The organism is Streptomyces sp. NPDC030165 (assembly GCF_055573595.1).
In genome coordinates this window covers 125,832-147,783 of the sequence record NZ_JBVIBD010000015.1, presented here as the reverse complement: position 1 = coordinate 147,783, position 21,952 = coordinate 125,832, and the positions used below count along the sequence as shown (strand labels likewise).

Genomic DNA, 21,952 nt, shown 5'->3' with positions numbered 1-21,952 from the left:
CGTGGGGGGGGGGGGGGGGGGGGGGGGGGGGGGGGGGGGGGGGGGGGGGGGGGGGTGGTTTTTTCTTCTCCGGGGGGGAACCCCCCCCCCCGCGTCCCCCTTTCGCTCACCCCTGGACCGGCACCCCCTCCAGCGCCTCCCGCCACGCCGCCACAGCCCCCGCGTCGACCGGCGCATCCCACCCCGAGGGGCGGGCCGCGCCGCCGATGTGGAAGGCGTCCACCCCGGCCGCCAGCAGTTCCGGCAGGTGGGCGAGGACCAGCCCGCCGCCGATCAGGAGCTGCGGCTCGTAGCCGGGCTCGCCCTCCGCCGTACGGGCGCGCTCGGCCAGCAGGGTGGGCAGGCCGTCCTCGACGCCGGCGGGCGATCCCGCCGTCAGGTACGTGTCGAGACCGGGCAGCCCGGCCAGTTCCTTGCGCAGCGCGCCGCGGTCGGCGGCCCGGTCGATGGCGCGGTGGAACGTCCACCGGCAGCCGTCGACCGCGGCGGCCAGCGCCCGGACGGCCGTCAGGTCGGGACGCCCGTCCGCGTCGAGGAAGCCGAGGACGAACTCCTCCGCGCCTTCGGCCCGCAGTGCCGCGGCCGACGCGCACAGAGCGTCGACGTCGCCCGCCGCGAAGCCGTCGGCGGCCCGCAGCATCACCCGTACCGGGATGTCGACGGCCGCCCGGACCGCCGCGACGGTCCGCAGCGACGGGGTGAGCCCGTCGGCGGCCATGTCGCTGACGAGTTCGAGGCGGTCCGCCCCGCCGGCCTGGGCGGCCACCGCGTCGGCGGCGTCGAGCGCGATCACCTCCAGGAGTGCGCGCTTGGTCATGGGTCCCCATTCCTTCGACGTGACGACTTCAGCAGGACGAGACGGGATGCCGACACGGACAGCGAGAGGGCGACAGGTCTAGTCCAATATCCCAGGGTACGGGCCGCCCCGCCCGCCGGGACCACAACGCCCCGGTACTCGACCGGAAACCCCCTCTTGACCTCCGCACGGGCACAATGGGCCGCATGGCTCGCACGACACCTCCGTCCGGCACGGCCCACACCCACTTCGGGGGCGGCGCCGACCCCTTCCCGGACCTGCACCACCGCTGGGCCACCGCCGTCGCCGGCGCCCGGGGCGGCAGCGGCCCCGCCGACCCCGACCCGGCCCCGTACGCCGACAACCTGCTCGGCCGCTGGGCCGAGCCGCAGCGCCGGTACCACACCACCGGCCACCTCATCGCCGTACTGGACCGCATCGACGAGCTGGCCGTGCACGCGACCGACCTGGACGCCGGCGTGCCCGTGGACTGGGACGCCGTCCGCCTCGCCGCCTGGTTCCACGACGCCGTCTACCGGCCCGAACGCTCCGAGAACGAGGAGCGCAGCGCCGCCCTCGCCGAGCGCGCACTGCCCGAACTGGGCATCGACGACGCCTGTACGGCCGAGGTCGCCCGCCTCGTACGCCTCACCGCGGGCCACGACCCGGCCCCCGACGACCACAACGGCGCGGCCCTGTGCGACGCGGACCTGGCGGTCCTGGCGGGAGCGCCCGAGCAGTACGCGGCCTACGCCGCCGCCGTCCGCGAGGAGTACGGGTTCGTGCCGGACCGGGAGTTCCGCGCCGGGCGCGCCGAGGTGCTGCGCCACCTCCTGGGCATGGCGGACCTCTTCCGGACGCCGTACGGCAAGCAGCAGTGGGAGCGGGTGGCCCGCCGCAACCTGACCACCGAGCTGGAGCTGCTCACCACCGGGTAGCGGCGGCCGCCGCGCCGCGCGCCCCCGGCCGGCCCGTGCGCCGCTCGCGCCGCAGTGCGCGCCCCTCCGCCCGGTACCACTGGCACGCCACGACGGCCGCCAGCGCCAGCTCGACGGCATCGCCGCCGTAGTACATGACCTGCGAGGCCAGGCGCAGGTCGGCGGTGCCGAAGGAGGTGCCGGGCGGGCCCGCCGCGTACAGGGACTTGGCGAGGACGGCGTGCGCCGCGCCCGCGGCCAGCAGCACGGCCGCCCGCAGGCCGGGGCCGGGGCGGTGGCGTACGGGATCCAGGGCGAGCAGCCCGAAGGAGAACAGCAGACCGGCGAGCAGGATGTGCACGTGCACGATCGTGTCCAGCCAGGGACTGTGGTGGCTGACGGACAGCAGCGGGGTGCGGTACAGCAGCCACAGCCCGCCGAAGTCGAGCAGGGCCGCCACCGGCGGCAGCGCCCAGGCCGTCGCCCAGCGGGAACGGGTCAGGGCCACCAGGCCGCGGCGTGCGGGTACGGGCGCGGTGCGCAGCACCAGCGTCAGCGGGCGGCCGAGCACCAGGAGCAGCGGGGCGACCATGCCGACGCACAGGTGCGTGAGCATGTGGGCGGTGAACGGCGGTGCGGCGCCCCAGGGCCCGGCGGCGCCCGCGACGAGAACCGCGCCGCCCGCGCAGAACAGCGCGTCGCGCCCGTACGGCCAGGCGTCCCCGCGGGCGCGCAGCCGGGCCGCGGCGGCCAGATAGGCGAGGCAGCCGAGGACGGCGGCGGCGGTGACGGCGCCGGTGAAGAGCGGGGGCGGGGCGGCAGCCGTCATCGGCCGCGCGAGGAGGCGGACGACTCGGTCCGCGGTGACGTGGTGCGTGGTGTCGTACGGGAGGCGCGCACCAGCAGGAGTGCGCCGGCTGCCAGGAGCAGTACGGCGATCCCGTTCCACGTCCAGTCGTACGGCGCCAGGTCGACGCCGTACCGGATCTGGTGGATGCCCAGACCCTTGTGCTGGAACGTGCCGTCGTAGAGCTGGAACCCGCCCAGCCCCAGGAGCAGCCCGCCCCACCACGCTGGGGGCACCAGCGTCCCGCGGCGCCGGACGTCCGCGTACAGGACCAGGCCCGCCACCATCGCGAGCCAGCTGCCCGCGTGGAACAGCCCGTCGGAGACCAGGCCGACGTCCGTGGTGGACTTGTCGTAGAAGTGGTGCCAGTGCAGCAGCTGGTGGAACACCGTCTCGTCGATGAACGCGGCCGTGCCGATGCCCGTCAGCACGCCGCTGACCAGCGTCCTCGTACGCCTCATACGGACCTCCTCGCCGTGCGGACCGGGGGGAGCCGCCGGGGTACCCCGGGCCCACGGGACAAAACGCCACGGGGGCGCGACCCGGCCACCGGTCCGGAACCGCCCGGTACCGTTCCGGGACCGACACCGCGGCCGGGAATGTCATGAGCATCGGCACTGTTCGTGCGTGACATGCAAGACCATCCCGATCACGCCCGCATGCCCCTCGCCGTCTACGTCCTCGGACTCTCCGTCTTCGCCCTCGGCACCAGCGAATTCATGCTGTCGGGCATCCTCCAGCCCCTGGCCCGGGACATGGGGGTGTCCATTCCGCAGGCCGGTCTCCTGGTCTCCGCCTTCGCGATCGGCATGGTGGTCGGCGCGCCGGTGCTCGCCGGCGCCACCCTCCAACTGCCCCGCCGCACCACGCTGATCGCCCTGCTCACCGTCTTCGGGCTCGGGCAGGTCGCGGGCGCGGTGGCACCGTCGTACGCCGTGCTGTTCGTCTCCCGCGTGGTCAGCGCGCTCGCCTGCGCCGGGTTCTGGGCGGTCGGCGCGGCCGTCGCGGTGTCGCTGGTGCCGGTCACGGCGCGGGCCCGCGCGATGGCCGTCATGGTCGGCGGGCTGAGCATCGCCAACATCGCGGGCGTCCCGGCCGGCGCGCTGCTCGGGCAGCACGCGGGCTGGCGGTCCGCCTTCTGGGCGGTGGCGGCCCTCTCGGCGATCGGCCTGGTCGGCGTGGTCACGCTGGTGCCCCGGACGGCCGTGCCGACCGGTGACGAGCGGCCCGCACTCCGCCGCGAACTGAGCATCTACCGGGACAAGCAGGTCTGGCTGGCGCTGATCGGCACCGCGCTGAACGGCGCGGCGGTCTTCGCGCTGTTCTCCTACCTGGCGCCGCTGCTGACCGACACCGCGGGCCTGGCCGAGGGCAGCGTGCCGACCGTACTGGCGCTGTTCGGCGTCGGCGCGCTGATCGGTACGTTCGTCGGCGGCCGGACAGCGGACGCGCACCCCTTCGGGACGATCATCGGGGGCATCAGCGCCTCGGCGACCGTACTGGCGCTGCTGGCCCTGACCGCGCACAGCCCCGTCGCCGCCGTCACGCTCTCGCTGCTGCTCGGCGTCACCGCGTTCGCCACCGCGCCGGCCCTGAACGCCCGGATGTTCAACGTGGCGACCGCCGCGCCGACGCTGGCGGGCGCGACCACCACCTCCGCCTTCAACATGGGCAACACCGTCGGGCCGTGGCTCGGCGGAGTCGTCATCAGCGCGGGCTGGGGCTACCCGGCCGTCGCCTGGACGGCCGCGGCACTCGCGGCGCTGGGCGTCGCCACCACGCTCGTCGCGCTGCGGCTGCACCGTACGAAGAGCGCTTCCCGCCTGGTCGCCTCCTCGGCTGACACGCGGCGGACGACGGCGCGGACGGCAGCGGCGTCGGAGGCGGCCGGGACGACGGAAGCGGCCAGGGTGTCGGAGACCGCCGGGGCGGCGGACCGGGGCTGAGGCCCCGCCGCAACCGCCCGCGGCCACGCCAGGCCGCCCGCTCACCGGCCACGCCAGGCCCGCCCGCTCACCGGGCGGGCCTTCGTCGTTCCGGACGCGGCACCCGACCCGTCCGGGCGCCGGTCCCGGCCTCACGCTCCCGCCCCCGCCCACCGCTCCGCCGGCCCAGCCCACTGCCTCGCCCGGCCGGCCCGACCAGCCCCGCCCACCTCCCCGGCCCGCCTACTTACCCGGCCCCACCGCCCCGCCCTCCCGGCGCTTCGGCCGCCGCAGACCGGCCTCCCGCAGCAGCCGCACCAGCTCCTTGCTGCCGATCTCCCGCGCGCCCGCGCGCACCGCGTCCGCGTGCCGCTCCGCCGGGATGTCGTAGTGATCGCCGTCGAACGCCCGGCGGGGGCAGCCGAGGCGTTCCGCGAAGGCGTGCAGTTCGTCGAACGAGGCGTCGCTGACCAGATGGGCCCACATCCGGCCGTGCCCGGGCCAGGTCGGCGGGTCGATGTAGAGCGCCACGTCAGCCCCCATGGGTGACGCCGAGAGAGCCGACCGGCGCCACCGACACCGCCGTCTTGGGGCAGACCCAGTGCGGGTCGGGCCCCAACTCGGGCTCGACGTCGAGGGCGTGGGGGTCGCCGCCGTGCGTGCACACGGGGCACAGCGGCCAGCGGCCGTACCGCTCCAGGAGCGCGTCCTGGACGTCCTGCGCTATCAGCCCGGCCACGAACTCGGCGCCCTCGGGCCACTGCTCCACCCACCATCGGCGGTGCGCCACGGAATCCTCGACGAGCGAGACGATCTCCGCGTCGGCGACTTCGCCCGCCACCAGATCCGCGAGGACCAGCGCGCGGGCCGCGTGCAGTGCCTGTTCGAGCTCCATGCCCCCATTCTCTCCCGCACCACCGACAACCGCTCCGGCCGCCCGCAACGGCGGCCCGGCCAGGCGCCGCGGGCCCGTCCGGCCGTTCGTCCACAACCCGCGCAGGTGTCCACAGGGTGTTGACGCGGACCACTGGTGAAATTACTTTTCAGCTGTGAGCCCCGAGCTGAAGGAAACTTTCAAGGACTCCGGCGCCGCCGTCCGGGCGGCCCAGAGCCCGCCCGCCCCCGCGGCCCTGGCCGCCAAGGTGCGGACGCTGGCGCCGTCCATGACCCGCTCCATGCAGCGGGTCGCGGAGGCGGTCGCGGGCGATCCGGCCGGCTGCGCCGCGCTGACCGTCACCGGCCTCGCGGAACGTACGGGCACGAGCGAGGCCACCGTCGTACGGACCTCGCGCCTGCTCGGCTACCCGGGCTACCGCGACCTGCGCATCGCGCTCGCCGCCCTCGCCACCCAGCAGGCCGCAGGCCGCGCGCCCGCCGTCACCGCCGACATAGCGGTCGACGACGCGCTGCCCGACGTGGTGGCGAAGCTGGCCCAGGAGGAGCAGCAGTGCCTGGCCGACACCGCCGCCGGGCTGGACCTGACGCAGTTGGAGGCCGCGGTCGGCGCGCTGGCCGCCGCCCGGCGCATCGACGTGTACGGCATAGGGGCTTCCAACCTCGTCGGCCAGGACCTGGTCCAGAAGCTGCTGCGGATCGGCCTGATAGCGCACGCCCATTCCGACCCGCACCTCGCCGTGACGAACGCGGTCCAGATGCGCGCCGGTGACGTGGCCATCGCGATCACCCATTCAGGGCGTACGACCGACGTCATAGAGCCGCTGCGGGTGGCCTTCGACCGGGGCGCGACGACCATCGCGATCACCGGCCGCCCGGACGGCGGCATCGCCTCGTACGCCGATCACGTCCTCGCCACGTCCACCGCCCGGGAGAGCGAGCTGCGCCCGGCCGCCATGTCCTCCCGGACGAGCCAACTGCTCGTGGTGGACTGCCTGTTCGTCGGTGTCGCACAGCGTACGTACGAGACCGCCGCGCCCGCCCTGTCCGCCTCCTACGAAGCCCTCGCCCACCGCCACTCGCCCCGTACGCCCAACCGCTGACCACCGGCCGCCCGCCGGGCCCGACCGGACACGGCCGTCCGCCGCCCCGCCGCCCCGCCGGCCCCGGCCGCACGAGACCACGCATCCACCCGTCCGCCCGCCGCCTCCGCTCCCCCGTACAGAGCCGTACGAGCCCGGAAAGAGCCGCCACCGCCATGACCTCCCCCGCCGAGTACGCACAGCTGCGCGCCCAGCTGGACACGCTGACCACCGAAGCCTTCCGCCCCGAACTCGCCGAGATCGACCGGCTGTCCACCCTGGAGATCGCCCGCACGATGAACGGCGAGGACACCACCGTCCCCGCCGCCGTCGCCGACCGGCTCCCCGAGATCGCCGCCGCCATCGACGCCACCGCCGAGCGGATGGCCCGCGGCGGCCGCCTGGTCTACGCGGGCGCGGGCACGGCCGGCCGCCTCGGCGTGCTGGACGCGAGCGAGTGCCCGCCCACCTTCAACACCGACCCGTGCGAGGTCGTGGGCCTGATCGCGGGCGGCCCCACCGCCATGGTCGCCGCCGTGGAGGGCGCCGAGGACAGCAAGGAGCTGGCCGCCGCCGACCTGGACGCGCTGGGCCTGACCGCCGACGACACGGTCGTCGGCATCTCCGCCTCCGGCCGCACCCCGTACGCGGTCGGCGCCGTCGAGCACGCCCGCGCGGCCTGCGGCGCGCTGACCGTCGGGCTGTCCTGCAACGCGGGCTCCGCGCTGGCCGCGGCCGCCGACCACGGCATCGAGGTCGTCGTCGGGCCCGAACTCCTCACGGGCTCCACACGGCTGAAGGCCGGTACGGCGCAGAAGCTGGTCCTCAACATGCTGTCGACGATCACCATGATCCGGCTGGGCAAGACCTACGGGAACCTGATGGTGGACGTCCGCGCCTCCAACGAGAAGCTGCGGGCCCGCTCGCGCCGCATCGTGGCGCTGGCCACCGGCGCCGGGGACACGGAGATCGAGGCCGCGCTCGCCGCCACGGACGGCGAGGTCAAGAACGCCATCCTGGTCGTCCTGGCCGGGGTCGACGGGCCGACGGCGGCCCGGCTGCTGGCCAATTCCGGCGGCCACCTCAGGGCCGCGCTGCACACCCCGCCCCTTCAGGAGGACTGAGCGGCCGGGCGTTCCCGCCGCCAGACCGTCCCGGCACGTACGCACAGCAAGGCACCCCGCATGTCCGATGAGAAGAACCGCGCCACCGCCGCCGCGATCCTCCCCCTGGTCGGCGGCGCCGCCAACATCACGTCCGTCACCCACTGCATGACCCGGCTGCGCCTCGGCGTCGCGGACCGTTCGCTGGTCCAGGACGCCGCCCTGAAGGCGCTGCCCGCCGTCCTGGGCGTGGTGGAGGACGACACGTACCAGATCGTGCTGGGTCCGGGCACGGTCGCCCGCGTCACCCCGGAGTTCGCCGCCCTGGTCGAGGCCGGACGGGACGCGGCGGCCGGTCCGGGGCACGGAGCCGGGGCCGGAGATGCCGCCCCGGGAGAAGCTCCCGGCAGGCCCCCCACCGCCGAAGAACTCGCCGCTCAGGGTGCCGCCTTCAAGGCCCGCCGGAAGGCCAGGAACGCCACCCCGGTCAAGCTCTTCCTCCGCCGGATCGCCGACATCTTCGTCCCGCTGATCCCCGCCCTCATCGGCTGCGGCATCATCGCCGGCCTGAACGGCCTGCTGACCAACTTCGGGGTGCTGCCCGCCCTCGTCCCGGCGCTGGCCGCCATCGCCTCCGGCTTCATGTCGCTGATCGCGGTGTTCGTGGGCCACAACACCGCGAAGGAGTTCGGCGGTACGCCCGTCCTGGGGGGCGCGGTCGCCGCGATCATCGTGTACGCGGGCGTCGCCAAGGTCACCGTCTTCGGCCAGCAGCTCTCGCCGGGCCAGGGCGGTGTCCTGGGGGCGCTGGGCGCGGCGCTGCTCGCCGTACAGGTCGAGAAGTGGTGCCGCCGCCACGTCCCCGAGGCGCTCGACGTCCTGGTCACGCCGACCGTGACGGTGCTGGTCTCCGGCCTGGTCACGCTCTTCGGCCTGATGTTCCTGGCCGGTGAGGTCGCCACCGCCATCGGGACGTGCGCGAACTGGCTGCTCGCCCACGGCGGCGCCGCGGCCGGGTTCCTGCTGGGCGGCCTCTTCCTCCCGCTCGTGATGCTCGGTCTGCACCAGGCCCTGATCCCCATCCACGCCACGCTGATCGAACAGCAGGGCTACACGGTCCTGCTGCCCCTCCTGGCGATGGCCGGCGCCGGCCAGGTGGGCGCCGCCCTCGCGGTCTACGTCCGCCTGCCGGGCAACCGCTCGATCCGTACGACCATCAGGTCCGCGCTGCCCGCGGGTTTCCTGGGTGTCGGCGAACCGCTCATCTACGGTGTCTCGCTGCCGCTGGGCCGCCCGTTCGTCACCGCCTGCGTCGGCGGCGCGTTCGGCGGCGGCTTCGTCGGCCTGTTCAACCAGCTCGGTACGGCGACGGGCTCCACCGCCATCGGCCCGTCCGGCTGGGCCCTGTTCCCCCTGCTCAAGGGCGACCGGCCGCTGGGTGCCACCCTCACCGTCTACGCCCTCGGCCTGCTCGTGGGGTACGCGGCCGGGTTCCTGGCGACGTACTTCTTCGGCTTCGGCAAGCAGGCCCTGACGGACCTGAACTCCGCCACGTCCCCGCCCGCCGCCGGCGCCCCGGCCGCCGGGACCACCGGTCGGCAGCCGTCCGGCCCGGCCCTGATCAGCTGAGGAGGAACGGCAGGAGGTGTTCGAGGAGCGCGTCGGGGCACTCCTCGGGGACGTAGTGCCCGCAGTCGGGCAGGACGACGCTGTCGAGCCGCTCCGTCACGGGGGCGAGGAGTGCGCCGAGCCGCTCGCCCTGCCCCCGGGCTCCGGCGACGCCGAGCACCGGCACGGTGAGCGGCCGCTGCCTGCGCCGCCGGTTCTGCGCCAGGTTGGCGTCGGTGGCCCGGTAGTACGCGAAGCTGGCCCGCAGCGCTTCGGGGTCACGGGCGAGGGTCTCCACGTAGAAGGCGACCGCCGGTTCGGGCAGCGGACGCGCGGCCTTGTGGCGGAACTGATCGCCGTAATAGATGTGCTCCCGGCCGCGGACGAGCTGTTCGTTGACCGACCGCTTGCGGTTGAAGGCGAAGTGCCACAGCAGGTCGTTCTGCGCCTCGGGGCCGAACAGGTCGACCGGCGGCGCGAGGCCGGGGATGGTGGCGTCGAGCAGGGCGAGGCGTTCGACCGCGTCGGGGTGGTCGGCGGCCAGCGCGTAGCCGAGCCACATGCCGACGTCGTGCCCGGCCATCGCGAAGCGGTCGTGGCCGAGCGCCCGCATGAGGGCGGCGAGTTCGGCTGCCACGGTGCCCGTGTCGTACCCGTCGCGCGGTTTGGCGGACGGTCCGACGCCGCGCGGATCGACGGCGACGACCCGGAAGTGTTCCGCCAGGCGCGGCATGACGTGGCGCCACACGTACCAGTTCTGCGGCCAGCCGCCGACCAGGAGGAGGGGCCGTCCGGCGCCGCCCTGCACGGTGTGCAGGTCCACCTCGCCGACCCGGACGAGGCTGCTGTCGAAGACGTCCGTGAAGCCGTCGGGAAGCCAGGGGACGCCGCTCACGGTGCCGAATCCGGTGAGCGGGCGGGTGCTGGTCGGGGGCATGTCTCCTCCTTGGCGGCCGCTGAACCGTTTTAACAGGTTCAACTGGTTCTCTTGAACCGATTAAGACGGTTCGCCCAGCGGAAGTCAACCGGCGGCCCGGCAGCGGCACAGGGAGTACCATGAACCACCATGACCGGTTCACCCGCCGCCCCGGACGCATCGCCCTCGACCGCCGCTCGGCGCGGCGCGGAGGGCTTCCGGCTCGGCAACGAGATCCTCGCGTTCCGTTTCGTCGCCACGCTCGGCGAGCGGCGCGGCGATCCGGTGGAGCGGATCGCCACCCCGGACCGGCTGCGGGCCTGGCTCGCCGTCAACGACCTCGGCAGTACGGACATGCCGGTCTCCGAGGCCCTGCTGCGGGACGCCCGCGAGCTGCGCGAGGCGATCCACCGCGCCGGTACCGCCATCGCCTCCGGCGGCGTACCGGAGACGGCCGACGAAGCGCTGCTCAACCGCTGGACCGCGCGGCACAGGGCCCGGCTCGTCCTCAGTGGCGGGCAGGCGCGATGGCACCTCCCGGAGACCGACCCCGCGCGCGCCGCACTCGCCGTCGTCGCGCTGGACGCCGTCGCGACCCTGGGCGGTCACCGCGACGGCGTGATCAAGCGGTGCGAGCAGCACACCTGCGGAGGCCTCTTCGTGGACACCAGCCGCGGCGGTCGACGGCGCTGGTGCTCCATGGCGACCTGCGGCAACAAGGTGAAGAAGGCCAACCTCAAGGCAGCGCGGGGCGCGTGACGGACGCCAAGGGCCGGTGTGGAGGATTCAGCGCGCGCCCGCGCTCACCCGTTCCCCGCGCCCTGCCGCGGCCGCGGGCCGCTCGTCCGGCCAGCACTCCACCCCCGTCAGATCCGGCATCCGGGACCTGGTGAACACCGGGTCGAGGCCCGACCGGCGCTGCGCCGTGTAGTCGTCGAGGAGGCGGAACGCGATCGCCGACAGAGGAAGGATGGCGAGCAGGTTGACCAGGGCCATCAGCCCCATGAAGACGTCGGCGAGATTCCAGATGACGCCGACCGAGCCCAGGGCTCCCAGGAAGACGACTCCGAGGACGAGGGCCCGGTAGACGGGCAGGACCCAGGCGCGCCGGGTCATGAAGCCGATGTTGGACTCGCCGTAGTAATAGTTGCCGATCATGGAGCTGAAGGCGAGCAGGAAGACGACGACCGTCAGCACGTGACCCGCCCAGCCCCCCAGCGTGTCGGTCAGCGCCGACTGGGTCAGGTCGGCGCCCTGGCGTCCGCCCGGCTCCGGGTCGGTCGTCAGGATGATGAAGGCGGTCATCGAACAGATCAGCAAGGTGTCGAAGAAGACGCCGAGGGACTGGACGAGCCCCTGCTTGACCGGGTGGGTGACCTCGGCCGCGGCCCCCGCGTTGGGCGCGGAGCCCAGGCCCGCCTCGTTGGAGAACATGCCCCGCCGGACCCCCTGCTGGATCGCCGCGCCGATCCCGCCGGCCGCCAGCTCCTTGAAGCCGAACGCGCCGCCGACGATGTCGCCGAAGACCCGCGGCAGGTCACCGAGGTTGAGGAGGACGACGGCGGTGCCCAGCAGCAGGTAGACGACGGCCATGACCGGCACGAGGACGGTCGTGACGGAGGTGATGCGGCGGACCCCGCCGCAGATCGCGAGGCCCAGCAGCCCGGCCAGCAGCAGGCCGACCGCCGGGGCGAACCACGACGATCCGCTGCCGGAGACGGACCCGGAGGCCACCGAAGTGATCGTGTTGGACTGCACGGCGTTGAAGACGAACCCGAAGGTCACGGTGATCGCCACGGCGAACAGGACACCGGGCCAGCGCTTCCCGAGGCCGCGCTGCATGTAGTACGCGGGGCCGCCCCGGTACCTGCCGGAACCGCCGCCGTCGCGGACCTTGTAGAGCTGGGCCAGCGCCGACTCGACGAACGCCGAGGCACCGCCGACGAGCGCCATCACCCACATCCAGAACACCGCGCCCGCGCCGCCCAGGGTGACGGCGGTCGCGACGCCGGCGATGTTGCCCGTACCGACCCGCGCGGCCGCCGAGATGGTGAAGGCGCCGAAGGACGACACCGGCTTGGAGCCGTCCTCCCGCGGCTGCGACCTGTCCTTGAGGACCCGCAGCATCTCGGGGAAGAGCCGCAGCTGTACGGCCCTGGAACGGACCGTGAAATACAGGCCCGCGCAGACCACCAGCGGTATCAGCAGGTAGGTCCAGAGGCCGTCGTTGAGGTCGACGACCAGGGAATCGAGCGTGCTCATGGGCGTCCTTGCGGGGCGTCCGGGTGCGGGGGCGGCCGGCGCGGAAGATCACCTTCCGGCGAGGCTCCGGAAAGTATGGCCGCCATGCCCATACCAGGACCAGCGCCGCCTTACATGCCGAATCTCACAGAAAGCGACATAACACCGGGCGCCCGGAGCACCCCGGCACCCCGCCCCCTCACATGGCGCAGCCGTGCAGCCCGCCGTCCACGACCAGGTCCTGCCCGTTGATGTACGACGCCTCGCCGGAGGCCAGGAAGGCCACCGCGTCGGCGATCTCCTCCGGTCGCCCGAACCGGCCCGCCGCCGTCTGCGCACGCAGCTTCTCCGCCTCCGCGTCACCGATGTCCGAGTCGGCGAACATCGGCGTCTCGACGTAGCCGGGACTGACCGAATTGACGCGGATACGGCGCCCGGCGAGCGCCGCCGCGAGCGTACGGGCGAGGTTGTGCGCGGCGGCCTTGGTCGCGGAGTGCAAGGTGGCGTCCGCCTGCCCGCGTTGCAGAAGCGACGAAGCGTTGATGACGACCGCGCCGCCGTCCCGCAGCAGCGGCAGCGCCCGCTGGACAGTGAAGAACACACCCTTGAAGTTCACGCCGACCGCGCGCTCGAAGTCGGCTTCGGTGATCTCCTCGAAGGGCGCGGCGGCGTAGCGGCCCGCGTTGGCGAAGATGACGTCGAGGTGCCCGAAACGGTCGCGTACGGCCCGGACCACGGTGTCCAGGTCGGCGACGGAAGCCGTGTCGGCCCGTACACCGAGCACCCGGTCCGCCGCGGCACCGGACGCTACCGCCCCCGTCCCTGTCGCGTTCGCAACGGCCGCCTCGCCGCCCGTCACCGCCTCGTGCGCCTGCTCCCTGAGCTGCGCCACGGCGGCGTCGAGACGGCGCTCGTCGCGGCCGCACACCACCACCCGCGCGCCGTCCGCGAGCAGCCGCCGCGCGGCTGCCAGGCCCACTCCGCTACTGCCGCCGGTGATCAGCGCGACGGTGTCCGCGGTGAACCGGTCCGGTCGGGCGGTCTGCCCGTTTCGAGTCGTCATGAGGCGATCGTGCCCCGCCGGGCCGGGGTCCGCGCAAGGACGCCACAGCACAATCGGCCCGGAAACGCCGCTGGGGCGGCACCCCCCTGGGAGGAGGAGTGCCGCCCCAGCGACCTGAGGACAGATGATCCGGGAGGATCAGAAGTCCATGTCACCGCCCGGCATGCCGCCCGGAGCGGCCGCTGCGGCCTTCTCCGGCTTGTCGGCGATGACGGCCTCGGTGGTCAGGAACAGCGCGGCGATCGACGCGGCGTTCTGCAGCGCGGAGCGCGTGACCTTGGCGGGGTCGATGATGCCCTCGGCGATCATGTCGACGTACTCGCCGGTCGCGGCGTTCAGACCGTGGCCGACGGCCAGGTTGCGCACCTTCTCCACGACAACGCCGCCCTCAAGGCCGCCGTTGACGGAGATCTGCTTCAGCGGGGCCTCCAGGGCCAGCTTCACAGCGGCGGCACCGGTGGCCTCGTCACCCTCCAGCTCCAGCTTCTCGAAGACCGAGGAAGCCTGCAGCAGGGCGACGCCACCGCCGGCGACGATGCCCTCCTCGACGGCCGCCTTCGCGTTGCGAACGGCGTCCTCGATGCGGTGCTTGCGCTCCTTGAGCTCGACCTCGGTGGCGGCACCGGCCTTGATGACGGCCACGCCGCCGGCCAGCTTCGCCAGCCGCTCCTGGAGCTTCTCGCGGTCGTAGTCCGAGTCGCTGTTCTCGATCTCGGCGCGGATCTGGTTGACGCGGCCCTGGACCTGCTCGCTGTCACCGGCACCGTCGACGATGGTGGTCTCGTCCTTGGTGATGACGACCTTGCGGGCGCGGCCCAGCAGGTCGAGACCGGCGTTCTCCAGCTTGAGGCCGACCTCCTCGGAGATGACCGTGCCACCGGTGAGGATGGCGATGTCGCCGAGCATGGCCTTGCGGCGGTCGCCGAAGCCCGGGGCCTTGACGGCGACGGACTTGAAGGTGCCGCGGATCTTGTTGACGACCAGGGTCGACAGGGCCTCGCCCTCGACGTCCTCGGCGATGATCAGCAGCGGCTTGCCCGACTGCATGACCTTCTCCAGCAGCGGAAGGAGGTCCTTCACGTTGGAGATCTTCGAGTTGACGATGAGGATGTACGGGTCGTCGAGCGACGCCTCCATACGCTCCATGTCGGTGGCGAAGTACGCCGAGATGTAGCCCTTGTCGAAGCGCATACCCTCGGTGAGCTCCAGCTCCAGACCGAAGGTCTGGGACTCCTCGACGGTGATGACGCCTTCCTTGCCGACCTTGTCCATGGCCTCGGCGATCAGCTCGCCGATCTGGGTGTCGGCGGCGGAGATGGAGGCGGTCGAAGCGATCTGCTCCTTGGTCTCCACGTCCTTCGCCTGCTCCAGCAGGGCGGCGGAGACGGCCTCGACGGCGCGCTCGATGCCGCGCTTGAGGGCCATCGGGTTGGCGCCGGCGGCCACGTTGCGCAGGCCCTCGCGGACCAGGGCCTGGGCCAGGACGGTCGCGGTCGTCGTGCCGTCACCGGCGACGTCGTCCGTCTTCTTCGCGACCTCCTTGACCAGCTCGGCGCCGATCTTCTCGTACGGGTCCTCGAGCTCGATCTCCTTGGCGATGGACACACCATCGTTGGTGATCGTGGGGGCGCCCCACTTCTTCTCGAGGACGACGTTGCGGCCCTTGGGGCCAAGGGTGACCTTGACGGCGTCGGCGAGCTGGTTCATCCCGCGCTCGAGACCGCGCCGTGCCTCCTCGTCGAACGCGATGATCTTGGCCATGTGAAGTGGTCCTCCCGGACTGGGGGTCCCCCCGGACTGCGTCTGGGGGAGGGTGGATACTCCGGACCGCGCTGGCGCCCGCGACGGACGGTCTGCGAGCCTGTGGTTCCTTGCCCCACCTGCCCGCGGACCTCACCGAGTCGGTCCTTAGCTGTCACTCTCACTCGTAGAGTGCTAACGCAATGATTAGCACTCGACCCATGAGAGTGCAAGCGGCTTCGCAGAAGCCTCCTACTGGGGCGGCGGTCGGGCGGCGGGCGGGAGCAAGCGGCTTCGCAGAAGCCTCCTACTGGGGCGGCGGTCGGGCGGCGGGCGGGAGCAAGCGGCTCCGCAGAAGCCCCCTATAGAGGTGACGGCCGGGCGACAGGAGGGGGCAAGCGCGTTGGCGAGAGCCCTCCCCCGGCGCGACAGCCGTCAAACCGGGTACGACCGAACGGTCCGGCGCCGCCCCTGGACCTCCATCCGAACACAGAAGGTCCGCGCCTCCTCGGGGAGACGCGGACCTCCGTACGCAGCAGTCGGTCGGCGCTTCAGCCGGCCACGCGGACCATGTCCGCCTGCGGCCCTTTCTGGCCCTGCGAGATCTCGAACTCGACCCGCTGACCCTCCTCAAGGGTGCGGTAACCGTCCATCTGGATCGCGCTGTAGTGGACGAATACATCCGCACCACCGTCGACCGCGATGAAGCCGTACCCCTTCTCCGCGTTGAACCACTTGACGGTGCCCTGAGCCATGCCTAACTCCCCTATTACTGGCCCTTGCACAGGACCGCACTCCGCGGACCCGGGTCAGACCTCACCCCCCGACATGAGGGGGTGTGCGCCGGAACGCGTCGACCGCCGCTGAATGTATCTGTCCAACTGCCCAGCGCAACAGGTCAGTCGGACGAGAATTCTGCTCGCGAAGAATCGTAAAAGTACGAAGAAAAGCCCATACGCCAGGGCAAGTCGGGCCGGGCAAAGCTCACCAACGCGACAAATCATGTCCACACTTCGCGCACAACTTGCCGGGGTCTCATATGCGTTCGGCACGCGCTCGACGAGGGATCGCCCCAACTGTATCGCCTTTAACAACACGGAATCGCCCCGTCCGCTTCGTGGCGGACGGGGCGATTCCAGCCGTTGGACCGGACAAGGGCCGAAAAAGATCGTTACGGCGTCCCGGCGTCCCGGAGGCGGGTCAGCAGCCGCCGGCCACCGCCGGGATGATCGAGACGCCCGCGCCGTCCGGCGTCGGCGTCTGCAGGCCCTGCTCGAAGCGCACGTCGTCGTCGTTGACGTAGACGTTCACGAAGCGGCGCAGCTTGCCGGTGTCGTCCAGGACGCGGGCCGCGATGCCCGCGTGGTTCTTCTCCAGGTCCGCGATGACCTCGGAGAGAGTCGCGCCCTCGGCGGGGACCTCGGCCCGGCCGCCGGTGTAGGTGCGCAGGATGGTCGGGATGCGGACGTTGACGCTCATGGTGTTCTGCCTTCCAGCTTGCGGGAGGGGGTGCGGAGGGGCGGGCGGGCGCGGGCGTACCGGTGGCCACGGGCGCGGGCAAAGGCGTACCGGCGCTGTCCGTGCTCGCAGGCGTGTGCCGGGGCTCGCGGGTGCGCGCGGCCGCGTACCGGTGTGTACGGCCGCGCGCGGCGGTCAGCCCGCCAGACCGGCGGCGCGGAACGCGTCCAGGCTCGGCCGGATCGTGGCCGTGGGCCCGGTGGTCGGCGCCACGGCGTCCAGCGTCTTGAGCCCGTCGCCGGTGTTCAGTACGACGGTGGTCAGCGCCGGGTCGAGCAGGCCGTCCTCGATCAGCTTCTTGGTCACGCCCACGGTCACCCCGCCGGCGGTCTCGGCGAAGATGCCTTCCGTGCGGGCCAGCAACTTGATCGCGTCGACCACCTGCGCGTCGTCGACGTCCTCGACCGCGCCGCCGGTGCGCCGGGCGATGTCGAGCACGTACGGGCCGTCGGCCGGGTTGCCGATGGCCAGCGACTTGGCGATGGTGTCGGGCTTCTGCGGCCGTACGACGTCGTGGCCCGCCTTGAAGGCGGTGGAGACCGGCGAACAGCCCTCGGCCTGGGCGCCGAAGATCTTGTACGGCCGGTCCTCGACCAGCCCGAGCGCGATCAGCTCCTTCAGCCCCTTGTCGATCTTCGTGAGCTGGGAGCCGGAGGCGATCGGGATGACGATCTGGTCCGGCAGCCGCCAGCCGAGCTGCTCGCAGATCTCGTAGGCGAGGGTCTTGGAGCCTTCGCCGTAGTACGGGCGCAGGTTCACGTTGACGAAACCCCAGCCCTCGCCCAGCGGGTCGCCGATCAGCTCCGAACAGAAGCGGTTGACGTCGTCGTAGGTGCCCTCGATGCCGACCAGCTCGCCGCCGTAGACCGCGGCCATGACGACCTTGCCCGCCTCCAGGTCGTGCGGGATGAACACGCAGGAGCGGAATCCGGCGCGGGCCGCCGCGGCGCCCACCGCGCCGGCGAGGTTGCCGGTGGAGGAGCAGGACAGGGTGGTGAAGCCGAAGGCGCGGGCGGCCTCGACGGCGATGGCGACGACGCGGTCCTTGAAGGAGTGCGTCGGGTTGCCGGAGTCGTCCTTGACGTACAGGCCGCCGGTGACGCCCAGCTCACGGGCCAGGTTGTCGGCCTTGACCAGCTTGGTCAGGCCGGGGTTGAGGTTCGGCTTGTCCGCGACGTCGGCCGGGACGGGCAGCAGCGGCGCGTAGCGCCAGATGCTGTCGGGGCCCGCCTCGATCCGCTTGCGCAGGCTCTCGGGGTCGCCGGCCGGCAGGTCGTACGCCACTTCCAGCGGCCCGAAACAGGACGCGCAGGCGAAGATCGGCCCGAGGCCGAAGCGCTCACCGCACTCGCGGCAGGACAGCGCGACGGCGGGGCCCAGGGAAACGGTGGCGGAAGTGGTGCTTTCAACGGATTGCACAGCCATGGAGGCGAGGCCCTTTCTCCTCATCTTCCCCGCGGCGCATCTCGCCGCGAGACGGAATTGGCACCTTCCCTAGCCGGGAGCCTCGCGGGCCGCACGATGTGCGGCGACGGAGACCGGCTGGAGGGTTGCCGGGGCTTCAACGGGCCGTATCCCTCTGCCCCTCTGGATGAGCGGTATGGCGCTGGGCCGGAACCCAGGCGTTTGTCGCGACCCCGGCATGTCCGGGGCGATCGCGTTGTTCAAGACTGTAGCCGAAGGGCAGGGCGGTCGAGACAGCCGTCCGCACCGCGAGATGGATCACATCGCTGGTCCGGGAACGAAGGAGACGCGCACGTGCTGGAAGAGGTGGAGCGCTGGCTGGCCAGCCGGTCCTGGTCGGCCGCGGACCGCCCGCTCGACCGGCTGCTGGCCGCGAAGCGCGAGTCGGGACAGACGGTCTCCGTCGTGCTGCCGGCGCTCGACGAGGAGGCGACGGTCGGCGCGATCGTCGAGGCGGTCCGTACGGAGCTGATGACACCGTCGGTGCCGCTCGTCGACGAGCTGGTGGTGCTGGACTCCGGATCCACGGACGGCACGGCCAAGGTCGCGGCCGAGGCGGGTGCGCGGGTGATCCACCGGGACGAGGTGCTGCCGCGGCTGCCCGCGCTGCCCGGCAAGGGCGAGGTGCTGTGGCGCTCCCTGCTGGCCACCGGCGGCGACATCGTCTGCTTCGTCGACGCGGACCTGCGCGAGTTCGACGCCGGTTTCGTCTCCGGGATCGTCGGTCCGCTGCTCACCGACCCGGACGTGCAGTTCGTCAAGGGGATGTACGACCGTCCGCTGGGTGAGGCGGCGGGCCAGGGCGGCCGGGTCACCGAGCTGGTCGCCCGGCCGCTGCTGAACCTGCACTGGCCGCAGCTGGCCGGGTTCGTGCAGCCGCTGGGCGGGGAGTACGCGGCGCGCCGGTCGCTGCTGGAGCGGCTGCCGTTCCCGGTGGGGTACGGCGTGGAGCTGGGCCTGCTGGTCGACGCACTGCACACGGCCGGGCTGGACGCGCTGGCCCAGGTCGACGTCGGGGTGCGCAAGCACCGCCACCAGGGCGGCCAGGCACTCGGCAGGATGGCGGCGGCGATCTACCGCACCGCGCAGCTGCGGCTGGCCCGCGGCCACCTGGTGCGCCCGCGGCTGACCCAGTTCGAGCGCGGCGAGGCCGGTTTCGTGCCGCGCACCTGGGACGTGGACACCGAGGAGCGGCCGCCGATGGCGGAGATACCGGAGTACGCGGAGCGCCGCGCGGCCTGAGGCGGCCGGCGCGGGGCGACCGTCCCGGACACCGGCGGTGGGCGCCGCGTAAACCGTGACGTTCCGCCTCCGTTCCGTACGTTTGAGCGGATCGGTGGCGGGCTAGTCTCGCAACATGGTCTCCGAGCGTTCTGGTGCCAAGGTCCTCGTCGCGTCCAACCGCGGCCCGGTCTCGTACGGGAAGAGGGAGGACGGCGCGCTGACCGCCAAACGCGGCGGTGGCGGGCTGGTCTCCGGACTCTCCGCGATCGGCCCGGACGCCGGCGCGGTGTGGGTGTGCGCCGCCCTCGGGGACGGCGACCGCGAGGCGGCCCGGCGCAGCGACGGCCATCTGGACCCGGCCGACACGGGCGGCCAGCACGTACGCATGCTGGACATCCCCGCCGACGTCTTCACCGACGCCTACAACGGCATCGCCAACTCGGTCCTGTGGTTCGTCCACCACATGCTCTACCAGACGCCGCTGGAGCCCTCCTTCGACGACGGGTTCCGCGCGCAGTGGGCGTCGTACGAGGCGTACAACGCGGCCTTCGCGGACGCGCTCGCCGACGAGGCCGCGCCCGGCGCCGTCGTCCTCGTGCAGGATTACCACCTCACGCTGGTGCCGGGCCTGCTCCGCGCCCGCCGCCCCGACCTGCGCATCGGGCACTTCTCGCACACGCCGTGGGCGCCCGCGGACTACTTCCGGATGCTGCCGGACGACGTGGCCGAGACGGTGCTGCGCGGAATGCTGGGCGGCGACCGCGCCGCTTTCCTGACACGGCGCTGGGCCGAGGCGTTCGCGGAGTGCTGCGCGGCGGTGCTGGGCGCCGAGGTGGCGCGCGACGGGGACGGGGAGCTGAGCATCGTCCACGACGGCAGCACGACCCGGCTCGGCGTGCACGGCCTCGGCGCGGACGCGGAGTTCCTGCGGGACCGGGCGCACCAGCCCGACGTGGACGAGCGGCTGGCGGCGCTGCGCGAGCAGATCGGCGGCCCGGACCGCAAGACGATCGTCCGGGTGGACCGTACGGAGCTGTCCAAGAACATCGTGCGCGGGCTGCGCGCCTACCGGGCGCTGCTGGCCGGCCACCCCGAGTGGCGCGAGCGCGTCGTACATGTCGCGTTCGCCTACCCCTCCCGGCAGGACCTGGAGGTCTACCGCGCGTACACCGACGAGGTCGGGCGGCTGGCCGAGGAGATCAACGAGGAGTACGGCACCCCGGGCTGGCAGCCGGTCGTGCTGCACGTGAAGGACGACTTCGCGCGGTCGCTGGCCGCCTACCGGATCGCCGACGTGGCGCTGGTCAACCCGATCAGGGACGGTATGAACCTGGTCGCGAAGGAAATCCCGGTGATCTCCGAGGCGGGCTGCGCGCTGGTGCTGTCCCGGGAGGCCGGGGCGTACGCGGAACTGGGCGAGGACGCGGTCTGCGTCAATCCGTACGACGTCTCGGCCACCGCCCGCGCGCTGCACGAGGCGCTGTCCATGGAGGACGGCGAGCGGGCCGAGCGCACGAAGCGGCTGGCCGCCGCGGCCACCGCGCTGCCGCCGGACCGCTGGTTCCTCCAGCAGCTGCGGGCGCTGGAGCGGTAGCGGCGCCGGGGTCCCGGGCGGGCCCGGGCCGCGTGCGTCACGGCGGGCGTGCCCGGCAGGGCCCCGGCCGCTTCGCGTCAGGCGGGTGCGCCCAGGCGGTCCGCGAGGGCGTGCAGCAGCGCGACGACGCCCGCCGGCCCGTCGACGACGAGGTCCGCCCGGTCGGCCAGCTCGGCGACCTCCGCGTTGCCGCTGCACACCAGCACCCCGGCCAGGCCGTCCGAGCGCAGTTTGTCCACGGCGGAGTAGGCGGCGAGGTCGCCGAGGTCGTCGCCCCCGTACAGGACGGTGGTGGCGCCGGTCTCCCGTACGTATTCGGCGAGCGCGACGCCTTTGTCCATGCCGGGCGGGCGCAGTTCGAGGACGTAGCGGCCGGGCTCGACGATCAGGCCGTGCCGTTCGGCGAGCGCGTACAGGGGCTCGCGCAGCACCTCGAAGGCGGCCTGCGGGTCCTCGGCGCGGCGGGTGTGCACGGCGATGGCGCGGCCCTTGTCCTCCACCCAGGAGGCGTGCCAGGCGCCCAGCCCGTCCAGTACGCCGGGGAGTTCGGCCTGGACGGCGGCGACGCCGGGCGGCGGTGCGGGGGCCCGTACCGTGCCGGTGGCCGCGTCCCAGCGCTCGGCGCCGTAGCCGCCGAGGACCACGAACTGCTCCAGGCCCGGCGCGTCCGTGAAGCCGCCCAGGCGGACCGCGACGCCGGCCGGGCGACCGGTGATGATCACCAGCGAGCCCAGCAGCGGCGCGAGGCGGGCGAGCGCGGCCACGGCGCCGGGGTGGGCGCGGGCCTTCTCGGGGTCGGGCACGATGTCGGCGAGCGTGCCGTCGAAGTCGAGAGCGAGCACGGCTCGGCCGGGGCTGTCCAGCAGCGCGGCGAGACCGTCCCGGCCCGCTTCGGTGACCGGCGTCGGCAAGGAGTTCGGGGGGCTGCCCATGGCGACGACATTACCGGTCGCGCGCGGGACCGCGTCGGGCGTACGGGCCCATGGGCGCAGCGCGGCCCCGGGGCGGCGGTGTAGCGGG

General features: G+C 73.1%; 21 protein-coding genes and 1 riboswitch. Of the genes, 8 read left to right on the top strand and 13 right to left on the bottom strand.

Features of this window, described 5'->3' with window-relative positions:
• Positions 1-106: 106 nt before the first annotated feature.
• A complete protein-coding gene (locus ACZ4Z1_RS26820) occupies positions 107-817 on the bottom strand; it encodes a copper homeostasis protein CutC (protein WP_468489169.1) in 711 nt (236 codons plus the stop codon).
• 185 nt (positions 818-1,002) lie between these two features.
• On the opposite strand from ACZ4Z1_RS26820, the gene ACZ4Z1_RS26815 reads away from it, so the two are divergent.
• Positions 1,003-1,734 carry an HD domain-containing protein gene (locus ACZ4Z1_RS26815; RefSeq protein WP_468489168.1) on the top strand — a complete coding sequence of 244 codons (732 nt, stop codon included), beginning with the start codon at positions 1,003-1,005 and terminating at the stop codon, positions 1,732-1,734.
• Here ACZ4Z1_RS26815 and ACZ4Z1_RS26810 read toward each other — a convergent pair.
• Entirely contained in the window at positions 1,721-2,542 is an 822-nt protein-coding gene (locus ACZ4Z1_RS26810) for a cytochrome c oxidase assembly protein (RefSeq protein WP_468489167.1), read from the bottom strand. The genes ACZ4Z1_RS26815 and ACZ4Z1_RS26810 overlap by 14 nt on opposite strands.
• Entirely contained in the window at positions 2,539-3,021 is a 483-nt protein-coding gene (locus ACZ4Z1_RS26805; protein ID WP_468489166.1) for a DUF2243 domain-containing protein, read from the bottom strand. The genes ACZ4Z1_RS26810 and ACZ4Z1_RS26805 overlap by 4 nt, the downstream gene beginning before the upstream one ends.
• 198 nt (positions 3,022-3,219) lie before the next feature.
• Here ACZ4Z1_RS26805 and ACZ4Z1_RS26800 point away from each other — a divergent pair, with 198 nt between their 5' ends.
• Positions 3,220-4,506, top strand: a complete 1,287-nt coding sequence (locus tag ACZ4Z1_RS26800) for a Cmx/CmrA family chloramphenicol efflux MFS transporter (protein ID WP_468489263.1) — start codon at positions 3,220-3,222, stop codon at positions 4,504-4,506.
• A gap of 222 nt (positions 4,507-4,728) precedes the next feature.
• Here the strand turns inward: ACZ4Z1_RS26800 and ACZ4Z1_RS26795 are convergent, their stop codons facing one another.
• Together ACZ4Z1_RS26795 and ACZ4Z1_RS26790 are read right to left on the bottom strand one after the other, a co-directional pair.
• Positions 4,729-5,016, bottom strand: coding sequence for a DUF4031 domain-containing protein (locus ACZ4Z1_RS26795; protein WP_468489165.1), 288 nt, complete (start codon positions 5,014-5,016; stop codon positions 4,729-4,731).
• Between the two features lies 1 nt (position 5,017).
• Positions 5,018-5,380, bottom strand: coding sequence for a hypothetical protein (locus ACZ4Z1_RS26790; RefSeq protein ID WP_468489164.1), 363 nt, complete (start codon positions 5,378-5,380; stop codon positions 5,018-5,020).
• Positions 5,381-5,534: 154 nt separating this feature from the next.
• Here ACZ4Z1_RS26790 and ACZ4Z1_RS26785 point away from each other — a divergent pair, with 154 nt between their 5' ends.
• From ACZ4Z1_RS26785 to ACZ4Z1_RS26775, 3 genes are all read left to right on the top strand, one after another.
• Positions 5,535-6,482: a MurR/RpiR family transcriptional regulator gene (locus tag ACZ4Z1_RS26785; protein ID WP_468489163.1), complete on the top strand. Its 948-nt coding sequence runs from the start codon at positions 5,535-5,537 to the stop codon at positions 6,480-6,482.
• 155 nt (positions 6,483-6,637) lie between these two features.
• The gene (gene murQ, locus ACZ4Z1_RS26780; protein ID WP_468489162.1) at positions 6,638-7,585 is read left to right on the top strand and encodes an N-acetylmuramic acid 6-phosphate etherase; all 948 of its coding nucleotides are present in this window, start codon (positions 6,638-6,640) and stop codon (positions 7,583-7,585) included.
• A gap of 60 nt (positions 7,586-7,645) precedes the next feature.
• Positions 7,646-9,193 (top strand): PTS transporter subunit EIIC, encoded by a 1,548-nt coding sequence (locus ACZ4Z1_RS26775; protein WP_468489161.1) that lies wholly within the window; start codon positions 7,646-7,648, stop codon positions 9,191-9,193.
• On the opposite strand, the gene ACZ4Z1_RS26770 is transcribed toward ACZ4Z1_RS26775, so the two are convergent.
• Positions 9,186-10,109: an alpha/beta fold hydrolase gene (locus ACZ4Z1_RS26770; protein WP_468489160.1), complete on the bottom strand. Its 924-nt coding sequence runs from the start codon at positions 10,107-10,109 to the stop codon at positions 9,186-9,188. The two genes, ACZ4Z1_RS26775 and ACZ4Z1_RS26770, sit on opposite strands and share 8 nt — an antisense overlap.
• 129 nt (positions 10,110-10,238) lie before the next feature.
• Here ACZ4Z1_RS26770 and ACZ4Z1_RS26765 point away from each other — a divergent pair, with 129 nt between their 5' ends.
• Positions 10,239-10,847 carry a CGNR zinc finger domain-containing protein gene (locus tag ACZ4Z1_RS26765; RefSeq protein WP_468489159.1) on the top strand — a complete coding sequence of 203 codons (609 nt, stop codon included), beginning with the start codon at positions 10,239-10,241 and terminating at the stop codon, positions 10,845-10,847.
• 27 nt (positions 10,848-10,874) lie between these two features.
• Here the strand turns inward: ACZ4Z1_RS26765 and ACZ4Z1_RS26760 are convergent, their stop codons facing one another.
• From ACZ4Z1_RS26760 to thrC, 6 genes are all read right to left on the bottom strand, one after another.
• A complete protein-coding gene (locus ACZ4Z1_RS26760; protein ID WP_468489158.1) occupies positions 10,875-12,350 on the bottom strand; it encodes an alanine/glycine:cation symporter family protein in 1,476 nt (491 codons plus the stop codon).
• A gap of 178 nt (positions 12,351-12,528) precedes the next feature.
• Entirely contained in the window at positions 12,529-13,392 is an 864-nt protein-coding gene (locus ACZ4Z1_RS26755; protein WP_468489157.1) for an SDR family NAD(P)-dependent oxidoreductase, read from the bottom strand.
• Positions 13,393-13,530: 138 nt separating this feature from the next.
• Entirely contained in the window at positions 13,531-15,153 is a 1,623-nt protein-coding gene (gene groL / locus ACZ4Z1_RS26750; protein ID WP_030022296.1) for a chaperonin GroEL, read from the bottom strand.
• Positions 15,154-15,683: 530 nt separating this feature from the next.
• Positions 15,684-15,887, bottom strand: a complete 204-nt coding sequence (locus ACZ4Z1_RS26745; protein ID WP_003986833.1) for a cold-shock protein — start codon at positions 15,885-15,887, stop codon at positions 15,684-15,686.
• A gap of 445 nt (positions 15,888-16,332) precedes the next feature.
• Positions 16,333-16,611 (bottom strand): MoaD/ThiS family protein, encoded by a 279-nt coding sequence (locus tag ACZ4Z1_RS26740; protein ID WP_468489156.1) that lies wholly within the window; start codon positions 16,609-16,611, stop codon positions 16,333-16,335.
• 174 nt (positions 16,612-16,785) lie between these two features.
• On the bottom strand, positions 16,786-18,075 hold the full coding sequence (thrC, locus tag ACZ4Z1_RS26735) for a threonine synthase (protein WP_468489155.1): 1,290 nt from the start codon (positions 18,073-18,075) through the stop codon (positions 16,786-16,788).
• A 17-nt stretch (positions 18,076-18,092) separates the two neighbouring features.
• Positions 18,093-18,248: riboswitch (SAM riboswitch) on the bottom strand.
• Positions 18,249-18,408: 160 nt separating this feature from the next.
• Between thrC and ACZ4Z1_RS26730 the strand changes: the two genes are divergently transcribed.
• Positions 18,409-19,356, top strand: coding sequence for a glucosyl-3-phosphoglycerate synthase (locus ACZ4Z1_RS26730; RefSeq protein WP_468489154.1), 948 nt, complete (start codon positions 18,409-18,411; stop codon positions 19,354-19,356).
• 115 nt (positions 19,357-19,471) lie between these two features.
• Complete coding sequence (locus tag ACZ4Z1_RS26725; protein WP_468489153.1) at positions 19,472-20,932, top strand: alpha,alpha-trehalose-phosphate synthase (UDP-forming); 1,461 nt, start codon at positions 19,472-19,474, stop codon at positions 20,930-20,932.
• A 77-nt stretch (positions 20,933-21,009) separates the two neighbouring features.
• Here the strand turns inward: ACZ4Z1_RS26725 and otsB are convergent, their stop codons facing one another.
• Entirely contained in the window at positions 21,010-21,864 is an 855-nt protein-coding gene (gene otsB / locus ACZ4Z1_RS26720; protein WP_468489152.1) for a trehalose-phosphatase, read from the bottom strand.
• Positions 21,865-21,952 lie beyond the last annotated feature (88 nt).